The organism is Undibacterium sp. KW1, from assembly GCF_009937955.1.
Classification (GTDB): Bacteria; Pseudomonadota; Gammaproteobacteria; order Burkholderiales; family Burkholderiaceae_D; genus Undibacterium.
The window spans coordinates 3,737,553-3,751,189 of sequence record NZ_AP018439.1; the positions used below are offsets into that span (position 1 = coordinate 3,737,553).

The window sequence follows — 13,637 nt, forward strand, 5'->3', positions numbered from 1 at the left end:
TCAGATAGCGCCCGGCATTTTTTACTTTCTGTTGCCCTTGCCCGGTAATAACCGGGCAAGTTTGCTTCATGTCTTGCTGAACATATTATTTACGTTGGTCCCACTTAGGCATAGGCCAGACCACATCTTTAGTTGCCAGGTCAAAAGGCCATACGGTGTTGTATTTGCCGTCAATAATCTGCACCAGGATGCCTGAACCCAAAACGTTTTGGCCATGTTCATCAAACTTCACGCCCTTCCACGGCATGATCAGTTTATTGGCAGGGATATTGGTTTCTGTCAGTGCTTTACGGATGGCTTCTGGCTCGGTAGAACCGGCGCGGTTGATGGCATCGACCAGTGTCATCAGACCAGTGAAGGTGCGGGAAGAATTGCCGGTAAAGTCAGCCTTGTATTTGCTGTTATACAAATCATTGACTTGCTTGATCAGCGGGTTATTTTTTGCCAGATCAGGTGACCAGACTTCGCGTGTGATGACGTAATCAGCGTCCTTGCCCAGGGTGCGGCGGAATTCTGTATCCGTAAAACCGGCATTGTTTGCCAAAATCATGTCAGGTGAAAAGCCCAGTTCTTTATAGGTTTTCATGGACATGATGGCGTCCCCCAGATAAGAAGACTGCATGACAACCTGCGGGCTGGCAGATTTCAATTGCTGTACTTCAGAAGTCAGCTGTGTACTTTTCGCTGGATAGACGATGGTCTTGACCAGGTTATAGCCCTTCTCGCCTGCGAGTTTGGTTTCCAGCTTGGTGGTTTCATTGCCCCACAAGGTATTTTCATTAAAGGTAGCCAGTTGCTTGACCTTGATACCCTTCTTGGCTTCGAGCTCCTTGAAGAAATCAAAGAAATTATGGACAAACAAATCATCATGGGCCGTGGTACGGAAGAACCATTTGAAACCACGCTGTGTCAAGGTAGAAGAAGATGATTCAGGGTTCACATAAGGAATCTTGTATTTTTCTGCGACCTGGCTGGAAGTAGCGGTCACATTACTGAAGTAAGCACCAACAACGGCGACTACTTTTTCCTGGGTGATCAGTCTCTCGGTTTCAGTGGCACCGATTTGCGGGTTGCCCTGATGGTCAGCAAACACCAGCTTGATTTTTGCGCCCTTCAAATTAGGTAAGCCACCGCCAGCAGAGAATGGCAGGTTGGGCACACTTTTGGCGCCGTTGTTGACGATGTCAGCAGCCAGTTCCAGCGCATTTTTCATTTCACTGCCAGACGATGCAGCCGCACCGGACAATGGATAGATAACGCCTATCTTGATTTCTTGCTGCGCATAGGCAGAGTAGCAAAAACTCAGACCCAGACTGGCCAGAAGACCGGCGCGGGCAATTTTTTTGATGGTATTTGTAAACATTATTAAACGCTCCAATTTAATTAAATGTAAGCCCTCTGCTAATACTTTGATGAGAGCCCTTTCCTATGCTGCTACTTCTGCCCTTGTCTGCACTTGCACAAACCTGCCCGAGCTTGCCAGCCAAAGATTTACTTCATCGACCTTTCAGTCGTGTATTTCAATAAAATCGATACTTCTTCACTGCTTGCGGTTTTCAACCACTCCCTGACAAACTGTTCTCCCAGCCTGTCGAGGTTATTTCTTAATAGTGCATCTACCCGGTCTACTTTGATCTTGTTATTGCGTAGCTGATTTTCATACCCTGCATCACTGTCGCGACTCATATTCCAGCCACGCTTTTCTGCGGCCTGAGCTGCCTCCATCATTTTCTTTTGCGTTTCAGCATCCAGTCTGGAAAATACTTTATGGCTGATGAAGACAATATTTTTTGGTATCCAGGCATTGGCCTGGTAGTAATACCCCATCTTGCTCCAGGCCTTGGTTTCCACCCCAGTCCAGCTCGAAGTGATCATCACATCCAGTTTATCGCTGGCGATTGCTTTTTCCAGGTCTATCACTTGCACTGGTACTGCCGTCGCCATCGCCAGCTCGGCAATACGTTCACTGGCCGGGTTGTAACTACGCATGCGCATGCCCTTGAAATCTGCCAGTGAACTCAATGGCTTTTTTGAATACAGATTCTGTGGCGGCCAGGGTACTGAATACAGTAACTTCAAACCTCGCTTGCTCAATGCTTTTTCTACTTCATGCTTTGAAGCCACCCACAGATTATGTGCATCTTCATAACCCCTGACGGTGAATGGCAAGGAATCAAGTCCAAACACCGGTATCTCTTTCGCCAGGCTGGACATGATGACTTCTCCAGCCTCAGCCTTTTCATTCACCACACCAGGAAATATATCCGCTGGCTTCAATAAACTACCTGCAGGGAACACCGTCATCTTCACCTGGCCATTGCTGGCAACTGCTACGTCCTTGGCGAACTGTTGCAAATTCATCGTCTGGAAATTATCTGCAGCATAAGCAGTAGCGATGCGTATATCCACTGTCTCAGCCTGCGCGCTGGCGGCCATGATCGCAGCCACCAACATATAAATACCAACAAATCCCTTACGAAAAAGAGCAGATAAGCAGGAAAAACTCAGCTTGTTGCGAATTGAATCTGCCATCATTTGCTCCCTCAATGTTTTATATCGTAAACGTTTTATCGATAAATCGTCAATAAAATATCTTACATTTAATCTCAATAACTACTACAATATCATCAAAGGAAAAATCTACAAGATGTTTATAAAATTTTTTTCCTTGCTGTTATTAAGATGAAAACCAGTATGAAAAGAACTGCACCACGCTGTGGCGGCGATGCACAAGAACAGTGAACTTTTTTGCTTTTTTAATATTGGATAGCCATTACTCCTGATATTTCCGGGCATGCAGCGCAAACAAATATTTGTCTGATTTTTGACACAAAGTTTGCAGGCACGGACAGGAATGACTCCAGACCGGGATAAGACTTTGCCGAAGAAACGGCAACATCTCTTTATGAAAGGTGGTTGCAAAATGAACGAACAGAAACAGGCACACAATGACTTCGTTGAAGATCAACGCTGGCAATTCTGGATAGATAGAGGTGGTACGTTTACTGATATCGTAGCGCGCCGCCCGGATGGCAAATTACTGACCCATAAACTGCTGTCAGAAAATCCTGAACAATATAAAGATGCTGCCGTTGCAGGCATACAAGGCCTGTTGGGTTTGAGCCCTGACCAGAATATCTCGCCTGAGCTGGTGTCTGCAGTCAAGATGGGAACCACCGTTGCCACCAATGCCCTGCTGGAACGCAAAGGCGACCCAACCGCACTTATTATTACCAAGGGATTTCGTGATGCTCTGCGCATCGCTTATCAAAACCGCCCTCGTCTGTTTGACCGCCATATCGTCTTGCCTGAACTCTTGTATGAAAAAGTCGTGGAAGTTGATGAACGCATAGATGCGCACGGCAATGTCTTGCAAGCCCTGGATGAGGCAGCAGTCAAAAAAGAGCTCGCTGCTTTATATAAAGACGGTTACCGCGCACTGGCCATCGTGCTCATGCATGGCTACAGACATACCCAGCATGAAGACATCATAGGCGAACTCGCTGCTAAAGCAGGCTTCACGCAAATTTCGATTTCGAACCAGGTCAGCCCGATGATGAAGCTGATCTCGCGCGGTGACACGACCGTAGTGGATGCCTATCTGTCCCCTATCCTGCGCCGCTATGTTGATCAGGTTGCCAGCAAGATGGATGGCGTGCGCCTGTTCTTCATGCAGAGTAATGGCGGCCTGACAGATGCGCTCCGCTTCCAGGGCAAGGACTCTATTTTGTCTGGCCCGGCAGGCGGCATCGTCGGGATGGTGCGCACCGCCCAGACTGCGGGCTTTGACAAGATCATTGGCTTTGACATGGGTGGTACCTCGACTGACGTGTCCCATTATGCTGGTGAGTTTGAACGCGAATTTGAAACCCAGGTTGCCGGTGTCAGGATGCGGGCGCCAATGATGAGCATACATACCGTTGCTGCCGGTGGTGGTTCCATCCTGCATTTTGATGGTACCCGCTATCGTGTAGGCCCGGACAGTGCAGGTGCCAACCCTGGCCCCACCAGTTACAGGCGCGGTGGGCAACTGGCGGTGACTGATTGCAATGTCATGCTGGGTAAAATCCAGCCAACTTATTTCCCTAAAGTGTTTGGCCCCAAAGCCGACATGTCACTGGACCGTGATGCTGTCGTCGAGAAATTCACAGCCATGGCGGCAGACATAGAAAAAGCCACAGGCATACGTAAATCCCCTGAAGAAGTGGCAGAAGGCTTTATTGAAATTGCCGTCGGCAATATGGCAAATGCCATCAAATTTATCTCTGTGCAGCGTGGCCATGATGTGACTGACTATACCCTGACCACCTTTGGTGGCGCAGGCGGCCAGCATGCATGCCTGGTGGCAGATGCATTGGGCATGACCAAGGTATTTGCTCACCCATTCTCAGGTGTCTTGTCTGCTTACGGCATGGGCCTGGCAGACCAGACTGCCATGCGCGAACTGGCGATGGAATTGCCACTCGCCCCCACCTCCATCCCCGCACTGGAAAAAGAGCTGGCACGCTTGTCCGATGCAGCCAGCAATGATTTGCTGAGTCAGGGTGTCGCACCAGAACACCTCAGCGTCAAGCAACGTGTGCACTTGCGCTATGAGGGAACGGACTCTGTCATCGTGGTGGCCATGCAGGATATTGCCAGCATGATTTATCAGTTTGAATCTGCCTACAAAAAACGTTATTCCTTCCTGATGTCCAACAAGCAGCTCGTCATAGAAGCGATTTCTGTTGAAGCCATAGGTAGCTCTGGTGAAGGCAATGAAAGCGTCGAATACTTGCCGCCGCGAGAAAATAATCAGGCCTTGCAACCAGTGGAAATCGTCAAATTGTTCTCTGGCGGACAATGGCATGACACAGGCTTGTATGGCCGCGATGACATGCGCCCAGGCGACAAGATCAAAGGCCCTGCCATCATCGCAGAAAAAAATGCGACGAACATCATAGAACCTGGCTGGGGCGCAGAAGTCACAGCATTGAACCATTTGGTATTCACCCGCCTGGAAGCACGCCCCAAGCGGCAGGCCATAGGCACCAAAGCTGACCCGGTCATGCTGGAAGTATTCAACAACCTGTTCATGAGCATCGCCGAGCAAATGGGCTTGCGCCTGCAAAATACGGCCTTCTCGGTCAACATCAAGGAGCGTCTGGATTTCTCTTGCGCCCTGTTTGATGCAGAAGGTAACCTGATTGCGAATGCGCCGCATATCCCTGTGCATCTGGGTTCCATGGGCGACAGTATCAAAACCATCATCCGCGCCAATGCTGGCAGCATGCAACCGGGCGATGTGTATATGCTCAATGACCCGTATAACGGCGGCACCCACTTGCCTGACGTTACTGTCATCACACCAGCCTTCAATGCAGAAGGCACCGAGGTCTTGTTCTATGTAGGTTCACGTGGCCACCATGCTGACATAGGTGGTATCACGCCCGGTTCCATGCCCGCAGACAGCACGGTAGTCGAAGAAGAAGGTGTGTTGATCAATAACTTCAAACTGGTCAGCGCTGGCAAGTTCCTGGAAAAAGAAACCATAGCCCTGCTCTCTTCCGGCAAATACCCTTGCCGCAATATCCATCAAAACCTGGCTGACTTCCAGGCGCAGATTGCCGCCAACCAGAAAGGCGTCGATGAATTGCTGAAGATGGTGCAGCACTATGGCCTGGATGTCGTGCAGGCCTATATGGGCCATGTACAGGACAATGCTGAAGAAGCGGTAAGGCGTGTCATCACTGCCCTGCAGGACAGCAGCTATGAATACAAGCTCGACAATGGCGCCATCATCAAGGTTGCCATCCGCGTAGATCATGCATCACGTTCTGCAGAAGTGGATTTCACCGGCACTTCACCGCAACTGAACAATAATTTCAATGCGCCGAGTGCGATTTGCATGGCAGCTGTTTTGTATGTATTCAGGACCTTGATTGACGATGATATTCCACTCAATGCCGGTTGTTTGAAACCGCTGAAAGTCATCATCCCTGAAGGTTCTATGCTGAATCCGCGCTACCCGGCGGCGGTAGTGTCCGGTAATGTGGAAACATCGAGTTGCATCACCAATGCACTGTATGGTGCGCTGGGTGTTGTCGCATCTTCACCTGGCACGATGAATAATTTCACCTTTGGTAATGATGATTACCAATACTATGAAACCATCTCTGGTGGCTCTGGTGCGGGTGAAGGTTTCAATGGTACGGACGTAGTGCAAACCCATATGACGAATTCACGCCTGACTGATCCTGAGATACTGGAATGGCGTTATCCCGTCAGGCTGGAGAGCTATGAAATCAAGCCAGATTCAGGCGGTGCAGGCCGCTGGCATGGCGGTAATGGCGGCGTGCGCAAGATACGCTTCCTGGAAAACATGACGGCTTCGATACTCTCGAATAACCGCGTGTATGCCCCCTTTGGTGCGGCTGGTGGCGCAGCAGGTGCCTGCGGCAAGAACTATGTGATCAGGAATGATGGCAGCACCGAAGAGCTGGGTTTTGTGGCCAGCACCGACATGCAGCCTGGCGACATTTTTGTCATTGAAACCCCTGGTGGTGGCGGTTATGGAAAGGCATAAAACTGTCTGCTACGACAGCTACATCATCCACAATAACCAAAACATGAATTGAAAATCTGGTCAGTGACTTCAATCACTGACCATTTTTTTGCCAAAAATCCAGAGCGTAAATATTACCCTCAGCGCAATTTCAACTTTTTAACAACGCAACATCCATTTTTTATCAACGTTTTATAAACAACTTATATGTAAACATTATATTTTTCATCGATAATAAATTACCGACTGCAATCACAGGAAATCCGGTTGGTAATCGCCCTTATCGCTTGCACCAGACAGCATGCTTGCTCACAGCAAAGGCGATTCTTTTGACAGCAACATCGTTTCCTTATCTATTTTTTGAGAGAACCACATGAAAAAGACTTTCCTTGCTTTGGCTGTATTTGGCGCTATTGGCGCCTTTGCCAATTCTGCTTCGGCACAATCTTCTGTCACCATTTACGGCATCGTCGATACCGGCATCGCATTAGAAAGAGGCGGCAGCGCTGGCTCTGTCAGCAAACTGACGAGCGGCATAGGTTCTGGTTCTCGCCTGGGTTTCAAAGGTACCGAAGACCTTGGTGGTGGGCTGTCTGCCTTCTTCCTGCTGGAAAGCGGTATCAATGTCGATACAGGTTCTCTGGGCCAGGGTGGCCTGATGTTTGGACGCCAGGCATACGTCGGCGTCAAAGGCGATTTTGGTACGCTGACAGCTGGTCGCCAATATACGCCAGAATATTTGACACTGGCTTTTGCCGATCCTTTCGTCACCGGTTTTGCAGGCGACGCGGCCAATATCATGCCTAATTCTGGTGCTGGTTCCAGCCGCATGGACAATACCCTGAAATACGTGACACCTTCTTTTGATGGCCTGACTGGTGAGTTAGCTTATGGCTTTGGTGAAACCGCTGGTGACACTTCTGCCGGTCGCCAGCTTGGTGCCGCGATTGCCTATACCTCTGGCCCCTTCGCTGTACGCCTTGGTTACCACAACCGCAATAACGACACAGCCACATTGAAGAATACCGATGATGGCAAAACCACTTTGCTGGCTGCGACTTATGATTTTGGCGTGGCAAAAGCGCATCTGGCATACGGCGTCAACAAGGGCCTTAACAGCTCACCGTTGCGTAATACTGCCAATCCATTTGGCAGCCTGATTGCACCAACTGCATCGACAGATTCCACAGACTTTTTGCTGGGCGTGACTGTGCCATTTGGTAATAACAAGATTTTGGCATCGTATATCCGCAAAGATGACAAGACAGTCAAGAACCAGGATGCCAGCCAGTTGGCGGTGGCCTATATCTATTCATTGTCCAAGCGAACGGATCTGTATGCAGCCTACGCAAAGATAGACAACAAGAATGGTGCTGGCTACACGGTAGGCAGCGCGATTGAAGCAGGCTCTGGTGACAGCGCCCTGCATGTGGGCATACGTCACAGTTTTTAATGCAGGTAACAACGCAGAATAAGCGCACATCATCAAGCGACACAATGAATTGACTTTGCTTCAGGCAATGAGTCTACTTCTTCCGAACAGACTCATTGCCATCTGAAATTTCAAAGCATCTTTTGATGAGTGTGGCATCTGAAAGAGGTAACAAGATGCGCACCATTTCCCACTCCCTGCTGGCAATCTTGCTGGCCCTTTCCTGCTCTATTTGTTTTGCCGCCACGTTCAAACTGGCGAGTCTGAGTTATCCCCCCTACGAGTATATAGAACAAGGTGAAGTCAAAGGCATAGCCGTCGATATCGTCAGGGAAGCTTTTCGCCTCATGGGCCATCAGGTCAGCATCAATATCTACCCCATGCGGCGCAGCCTGGAGATGATAAAGAATGGCGAAGCCGACGGTATCTTCACCGTCTTCAAGACTCCTGAACGTGAGAAATACATCATCTACAGCAATGAAGCAGTCTTGCAGCTCACTATCAGCCTGTGGGCCAGGAATGACAGTAATATCAATTTTGACGGAGAACTAGCGCGCCTCGCCCCTTACCGGTTTGGCGCAGTCAGAGGCATCAGCTATGGCAGCAGATTTGATGAATTCATCAAGAGTGGTGTTCTGAATGTGGAACTCGCCAGCGACCAGACCAGCGCTATCAGAATGGTGCTGGCGCAACGCTTCGACATCCTCATCAGCAACCATGCGGGGGCAATACATGAAATGAAGAAGATGGGGCTGCTGAATGATTTCAAGGTGCTTTACCCTGTCGTACAGGAACAGGAAACCTTTTTCGGCTTCGCCAAAAAGGCGCATCTTGAGCCATTAAGGGACGAGCTTGATCAGGTGCTGAAACAACTCAAACAGAATGGCTACTACGATTTGATATACAAAAAATACCGGGATGTCGTGACACCCCGGTAAAGCTTTTTATTGGCGATGCAGGTTGATTGCATCGCGCGTTTCCAGCGCTACACGGCGAACGGCATCAGCAGCACTTTCACCAACTGCTGGCTGGGCATACAAAATGGCGCGTGAAGAATTGATCATCATGCCTGTGCCAGTTGCTGTTTTACCTGCCTGCACAGTCGCTGCAATATCACCGCCCTGCGCACCTATGCCCGGCACCAGCAAAGGCATGTCATCGATGACAGAGCGCACCTGCGCGAGTTCTTTCGGGAAGGTAGCCCCCACCACCAGCGCACACTGGCCATTGGTATTCCATTTATCCGCCACCAGTTGTGCCACATGTTGATACAGCGGTTTGCCACCGACATCAAGAAATTGCAGATCAGAGCCGCCTGCATTGGAAGTGCGGCACAGCACGATGGCACCACGGTCTTTCCATTCCAGGTAAGGCGCAACTGAATCAAAACCCATGTAAGGATTGACTGTCACTGCGTCGGCGTCATAGCGCTCGAAAGCTTCACGTGCATATTGCTCTGCTGTTGCGCCGATGTCGCCACGCTTGGCATCAAGTATCACCGGAATATTTGGATAGGTAGTCTTGATATAACGGCAGATTTCTTCGAGCTGATCTTCTGCGCGCAGGGCGGCAAAATAGGCAATCTGTGGTTTAAAGGAGCAACCAAGGTCAGCAGTCGCATCAACCACGGTTTTACAGAATGTATAAATAGCATCCGGCTTACCGGCCAGATCAGCAGGGAAGCGGCTGACATCAGGGTCCAGGCCTACGCACAACAGCGAATTATTGGCTGTCCAGGCAGCGGAAAGTTTTTCTATGAAAGTCACGGTTTACCTCTTACAGTGGGGCGTGGCGGCGCACGCGCAATGGCCGACATTATACCTTGTGCGTCTTGCCAGGCTGCGCAAAAGACGATGCCCATACTTTGCAGAAGTGCCGCATTGCTGGCAAAAACTGTTTATCATGCCTGCATATCATCCATTTACGAATTTGCCAGAGTGCCAAAATGAAAACACCCGCAGAAACACCCATCAACATGCTGGCACTGGAAAACCAATTCTGCTTTGCCCTGTATTCGTCGTCCCTGGCGCTGACCAAGGCTTACAAGCCCATGCTCGATGCCTTGGGCCTGACCTATCCGCAATACCTGGTCATGCTGGTCTTGTGGGAGCAGGATGATGTGCTGGTCAAAGACATAGGCCATGCCCTGTTCCTTGACTCAGGCACGCTGACACCTCTGCTGAAGCGCCTGGAAGCCAATGGCATGCTGCAAAGGCATCGTGATGAGACTGACGAGCGCCAGGTAAGGATCACCCTGACGCCATCAGGCAGGGAATTGCGCAATGCCGCCCTCGACATCCCGCAAAAAATCCTCTGTGCCAGTGGGCAAAGCAAAGAGACCCTGATGGAATTGCGCAGCCAGCTCAGTGATTTGCGTAATGAGTTATTAAATCCTTGAGTTATTAAATCCTTGAATTTTCAAGTTATGGGTGACCAAACCCATGAGTTAAAAAATTCTTAATATTTTCCTTCGTTTGTACTAAGCTGTTATTCGCATGCTATCGCGATGATAGAAAAAAACAATCACAATTTAGATTGCGCACAATTAAATTGTTCGCTATAGTTCATCCATCGACTTGATAGTCGTAAGAAAAAACCAGGAAACAAATGCAGCAAACCCCAAATAACCCAGCAAATTAAATCAGGAGTTCATCATGCAAGTACTTTACACAGCAAACGCAACAGCAACTGGCGGTCGTGATGGCCGTGCCGTTTCCAGCGACAATCAACTTTCCGTCAAACTGACAACACCAAAAGAACTTGGTGGCGCAGGTGGCGAAGGCACTAATCCTGAGCAATTGTTTGCTGCCGGTTATTCCGCCTGCTTTATCGGCGCGATGAAATTTGTTGCCGCCGCTGGCAAAATCGCCCTGCCAGCAGATGTCTCCATCAATGGTCTGGTGGGCATAGGCCCAAATGGTAAAGGCGGCTTTGGACTGGCGGTGACCCTGAACGTCAGCCTGCCTGGCATGGACCGCGCAGCAGCAGAAGCACTGGTACACAAGGCACATGAAGTTTGCCCCTATTCCAATGCCACACGCGGCAATATCGAAGTGACTTTGAATATCCTGTAAGTTCAGGTGTCAGACTCGCCTGACAACTCAGGTGTCAGCAATTGAATAAGAAAAAATCCCCAATCGTGATGTCATGACTGGGGATTTTTTAAGCGTATCAAAATACTTAATGATGATGCCCGGCTTCCGCTTTTTCCAGAACCTCCAACACTGGCGCTGGTGTTTTCAAGCCCTTGGCAGTCTGGCCATCTGCCGGGATTTCCACCCAGTCCAGCCTGCCTTTTTCACATAACTGTGTCACCTTGAAATACACCTTGCCTGCTTTCTCTGGCAATTTCACCTGTATCGAAAACTCATCATAATAAGCATCAGGCAAGGGGCCACCAGTCCAGCTGACTTCACGCACATCCTGAGTGATAGTTTTACCGTGTGAGTTATAAGGCACGCTGAGCGGCTGTATGCTGGTATCGATTTTCCAGCCCGCCTTGGGCATGGGTTTGGCACCGCTGACATTTTCAGGAATGCTGACCCTGACCGCATTAGTGGCACTGCCCTCACAACCATGGCCGATTTTGAATGTCAGCTTATGGTAGGTGCCTGCGGCGGCAGTAGCCTGCTCCAGCGTGACGTGGGCATGGGCTGCCTGCGCCAGCAGGCTACTTGCGGTGAACATGCTGATAAACAGAAATTTTTTCATGTGATTATCCTCGGGGTAGTTTGCTGATGTGCAGGCAATGGCAAAAACTCTATCACCGCTGGCCTGGCGACGCGCGACATGGCCTGATGCAAATAAAATGCATAGGCATGCCACACTGCCAGTGCGCAGATTGCCGCAACATTAAAGCACTGCAGCAGCTTGATAAAACTGCTCCGCCCTGCTCTTCTGCTTGTACTCATATTGCCCCCATCAATGCTGTGTTGCCTGGTTCAGGGGCTTGGCAATAGCCTTGATCTCCAGGGTTTCACGCTTCTTGTCCTTGCCTTCTACAACCAGGGTCACAGGCACCACATCCCCCTCCTTGACCTGTGCCTTCAAATCCAGCAGCATGATGTGGTAAGAGCCGGGTTTGAGTTCCACCAGCTTGCCTGCAGGCAGGTCCAGGCCATCGACGGGACGCATCTTCATCATATTGTCGGTCATTTCCATTTTATGGAGTTCAGCCACACCCGCGACTGGCGAGCGCACTTCCAGCAGGCGTACATCCTTGACGGACTTGATCTGCATGAAAGCACCTGTCGCCTTTTGCTGCGCAACCGTGGCACGCACCCAGGCATCACTGACTGTGACCTGCGCCTGTGCGGAGATTGCAAATACAGTAGTAGCTACCGCCATCATGATTTGATTGATTTTGTTCATCGTGTTTTTCCTTTAATGTAATTCAGGCAGTCATCAGTGTGCGCAAGTCTGCTGCACATTGCTCTGCGGTTTGTTCATGCTTCAATGCCAGGCGTATCTTGCCTTTGTCATCAAACACATAGCTGATTGCGGTATGGTCCATGGTATAAGAGCTGCCGCTGGGCACCTTCTGGTAAAACACCTTGAAAGCTGCGGCCACTTCCTGCGTCTCTTTCATGTCGCCATACAGGCCCAAAAAGCTCGGGTCAAATGCTTTCATGTATTGTGCCAGCAATTCAGGGGTATCTCTTTCCGGGTCTATGGTAATGAAAATAACCTGCAATTGCTCAGCCTTGTCTCCCAGCAATTTGCGTATTTGCACTGCACGGCTCAGGGCCGTTGGGCAAATATCAGGGCACTGGGTAAAACCAAAAAATATCAGCAGATGCTTACCCTTGAAACTGGCAAGGCTGTAGTCCTTGCCATCATGCCCGCGCAGATGAAAATCATTGGCATAATTGGCACCCGTAATATCAATGCCTGTAAAAGTCACAGGCGTGTGGCTGCAAGCCAGCAAAGACAGGCTGCCCAGCAGCGTCAGTACAGAACGACGTTTCATGTTGATGTCTTTTCTTCATTCATCGTCATTAATCATAATGAGATGATGGATTGATATCGTCTTACCTGCTCACCAACAAAACAGGTGAACAAGGGGTAAAACAGCAGTGAGAATCAAACCAGATGGAGAGGCGGGCCACGCGGCTGCGCCGCCGTCCAGATGAATAAAACGTGGGGAGATTGATAAAACAACAAAGGCGCTGCCTCGGCCAACTTGCCCTCTGGCGGGCTAGACAAAGCGCCAGGCAACACAAAATCAAGCCCTGCATGCGGCACACAATAAGCACAATGCGCCGCCATATGCTGCTTGTCTTGCGCAGACTTGCCCGCAACCAGCTTGATCAGCTTGCCCGTCACGGCATCAACCAGCTTGACACCCTCGACACTACAAACCTCGACCACCCCAGGCGCGATGACAACAGGCACGCCCGCCCCCATCCCGCCAGCCATGGCAGGCAGCAAACCATTGAACAACAAGGCAAGACATGCAAGCCATATCGTCAGGTGCCGGAATAAGGAAGAAATGCGCATGGGCAGATTATAACAAAACCTGCATCATTCAAAAAAATATGCGGGTAAATGAATCGCAGGTTTGCACTTGCACAAAAAAACAAAAAGGGCTGGTCTTGTGACCAGCCCTCCCGTCCTGCTCATTAGCGCTTGTTCAAAACAAGTTTCAGATCAGACATAGAT

12 protein-coding genes are annotated in these 13,637 nt (G+C 49.8%); 5 read left to right on the top strand and 7 right to left on the bottom strand.

What is annotated here, in order from left to right; translation table 11 throughout:
* Positions 1-85: 85 nt before the first annotated feature.
* Together UNDKW_RS16775 and UNDKW_RS16780 are read right to left on the bottom strand one after the other, a co-directional pair.
* On the bottom strand, positions 86-1,363 hold the full coding sequence (locus UNDKW_RS16775) for an ABC transporter substrate-binding protein (protein ID WP_162059601.1): 1,278 nt from the start codon (positions 1,361-1,363) through the stop codon (positions 86-88).
* A gap of 128 nt (positions 1,364-1,491) precedes the next feature.
* Complete coding sequence (locus tag UNDKW_RS16780) at positions 1,492-2,532, bottom strand: TRAP transporter substrate-binding protein (RefSeq protein WP_232063014.1); 1,041 nt, start codon at positions 2,530-2,532, stop codon at positions 1,492-1,494.
* A gap of 391 nt (positions 2,533-2,923) precedes the next feature.
* Between UNDKW_RS16780 and UNDKW_RS16785 the strand changes: the two genes are divergently transcribed.
* From UNDKW_RS16785 to UNDKW_RS16795, 3 genes are all read left to right on the top strand, one after another.
* Positions 2,924-6,565, top strand: a complete 3,642-nt coding sequence (locus UNDKW_RS16785; RefSeq protein ID WP_162059602.1) for a hydantoinase B/oxoprolinase family protein — start codon at positions 2,924-2,926, stop codon at positions 6,563-6,565.
* A gap of 352 nt (positions 6,566-6,917) precedes the next feature.
* On the top strand, positions 6,918-7,997 hold the full coding sequence (locus UNDKW_RS16790) for a porin (protein ID WP_162059603.1): 1,080 nt from the start codon (positions 6,918-6,920) through the stop codon (positions 7,995-7,997).
* A 155-nt stretch (positions 7,998-8,152) separates the two neighbouring features.
* Entirely contained in the window at positions 8,153-8,914 is a 762-nt protein-coding gene (locus UNDKW_RS16795; protein ID WP_162059604.1) for an ABC transporter substrate-binding protein, read from the top strand.
* A 6-nt stretch (positions 8,915-8,920) separates the two neighbouring features.
* On the opposite strand, the gene pyrF is transcribed toward UNDKW_RS16795, so the two are convergent.
* Positions 8,921-9,742, bottom strand: coding sequence for an orotidine-5'-phosphate decarboxylase (gene pyrF / locus UNDKW_RS16800; RefSeq protein ID WP_162059605.1), 822 nt, complete (start codon positions 9,740-9,742; stop codon positions 8,921-8,923).
* Between the two features lie 179 nt (positions 9,743-9,921).
* Here pyrF and UNDKW_RS16805 point away from each other — a divergent pair, with 179 nt between their 5' ends.
* Positions 9,922-10,374: a MarR family winged helix-turn-helix transcriptional regulator gene (locus tag UNDKW_RS16805; protein WP_162042109.1), complete on the top strand. Its 453-nt coding sequence runs from the start codon at positions 9,922-9,924 to the stop codon at positions 10,372-10,374.
* A gap of 256 nt (positions 10,375-10,630) precedes the next feature.
* On the top strand, positions 10,631-11,050 hold the full coding sequence (locus UNDKW_RS16810; RefSeq protein WP_162059606.1) for an organic hydroperoxide resistance protein: 420 nt from the start codon (positions 10,631-10,633) through the stop codon (positions 11,048-11,050).
* Positions 11,051-11,156: 106 nt separating this feature from the next.
* Here the strand turns inward: UNDKW_RS16810 and UNDKW_RS16815 are convergent, their stop codons facing one another.
* From UNDKW_RS16815 to UNDKW_RS16835, 4 genes are all read right to left on the bottom strand, one after another.
* Positions 11,157-11,687, bottom strand: coding sequence for a YcnI family protein (locus UNDKW_RS16815; RefSeq protein ID WP_174247600.1), 531 nt, complete (start codon positions 11,685-11,687; stop codon positions 11,157-11,159).
* A gap of 210 nt (positions 11,688-11,897) precedes the next feature.
* On the bottom strand, positions 11,898-12,347 hold the full coding sequence (locus UNDKW_RS16825; RefSeq protein ID WP_162059608.1) for a copper chaperone PCu(A)C: 450 nt from the start codon (positions 12,345-12,347) through the stop codon (positions 11,898-11,900).
* Between the two features lie 22 nt (positions 12,348-12,369).
* Positions 12,370-12,945, bottom strand: a complete 576-nt coding sequence (locus UNDKW_RS16830; RefSeq protein ID WP_162059609.1) for an SCO family protein — start codon at positions 12,943-12,945, stop codon at positions 12,370-12,372.
* A 113-nt stretch (positions 12,946-13,058) separates the two neighbouring features.
* Complete coding sequence (locus UNDKW_RS16835; protein ID WP_162059610.1) at positions 13,059-13,475, bottom strand: DUF2946 domain-containing protein; 417 nt, start codon at positions 13,473-13,475, stop codon at positions 13,059-13,061.
* Positions 13,476-13,637: the final 162 nt, after the last annotated feature.

Coding starts and splice junctions, on each gene's coding strand:
- UNDKW_RS16775 (WP_162059601.1), bottom strand. CDS start 1,363: ATGTTTACAAATACCATCAAAAAAATTGCCCGCGCCGGTCTTCTGGCC.
- UNDKW_RS16780 (WP_232063014.1), bottom strand. CDS start 2,532: ATGGCAGATTCAATTCGCAACAAGCTGAGTTTTTCCTGCTTATCTGCT.
- UNDKW_RS16785 (WP_162059602.1), top strand. CDS start 2,924: ATGAACGAACAGAAACAGGCACACAATGACTTCGTTGAAGATCAACGC.
- UNDKW_RS16790 (WP_162059603.1), top strand. CDS start 6,918: ATGAAAAAGACTTTCCTTGCTTTGGCTGTATTTGGCGCTATTGGCGCC.
- UNDKW_RS16795 (WP_162059604.1), top strand. CDS start 8,153: ATGCGCACCATTTCCCACTCCCTGCTGGCAATCTTGCTGGCCCTTTCC.
- UNDKW_RS16805 (WP_162042109.1), top strand. CDS start 9,922: ATGAAAACACCCGCAGAAACACCCATCAACATGCTGGCACTGGAAAAC.
- UNDKW_RS16810 (WP_162059606.1), top strand. CDS start 10,631: ATGCAAGTACTTTACACAGCAAACGCAACAGCAACTGGCGGTCGTGAT.
- UNDKW_RS16815 (WP_174247600.1), bottom strand. CDS start 11,687: ATGAAAAAATTTCTGTTTATCAGCATGTTCACCGCAAGTAGCCTGCTG.
- UNDKW_RS16825 (WP_162059608.1), bottom strand. CDS start 12,347: ATGAACAAAATCAATCAAATCATGATGGCGGTAGCTACTACTGTATTT.
- UNDKW_RS16830 (WP_162059609.1), bottom strand. CDS start 12,945: ATGAAACGTCGTTCTGTACTGACGCTGCTGGGCAGCCTGTCTTTGCTG.
- UNDKW_RS16835 (WP_162059610.1), bottom strand. CDS start 13,475: ATGCGCATTTCTTCCTTATTCCGGCACCTGACGATATGGCTTGCATGT.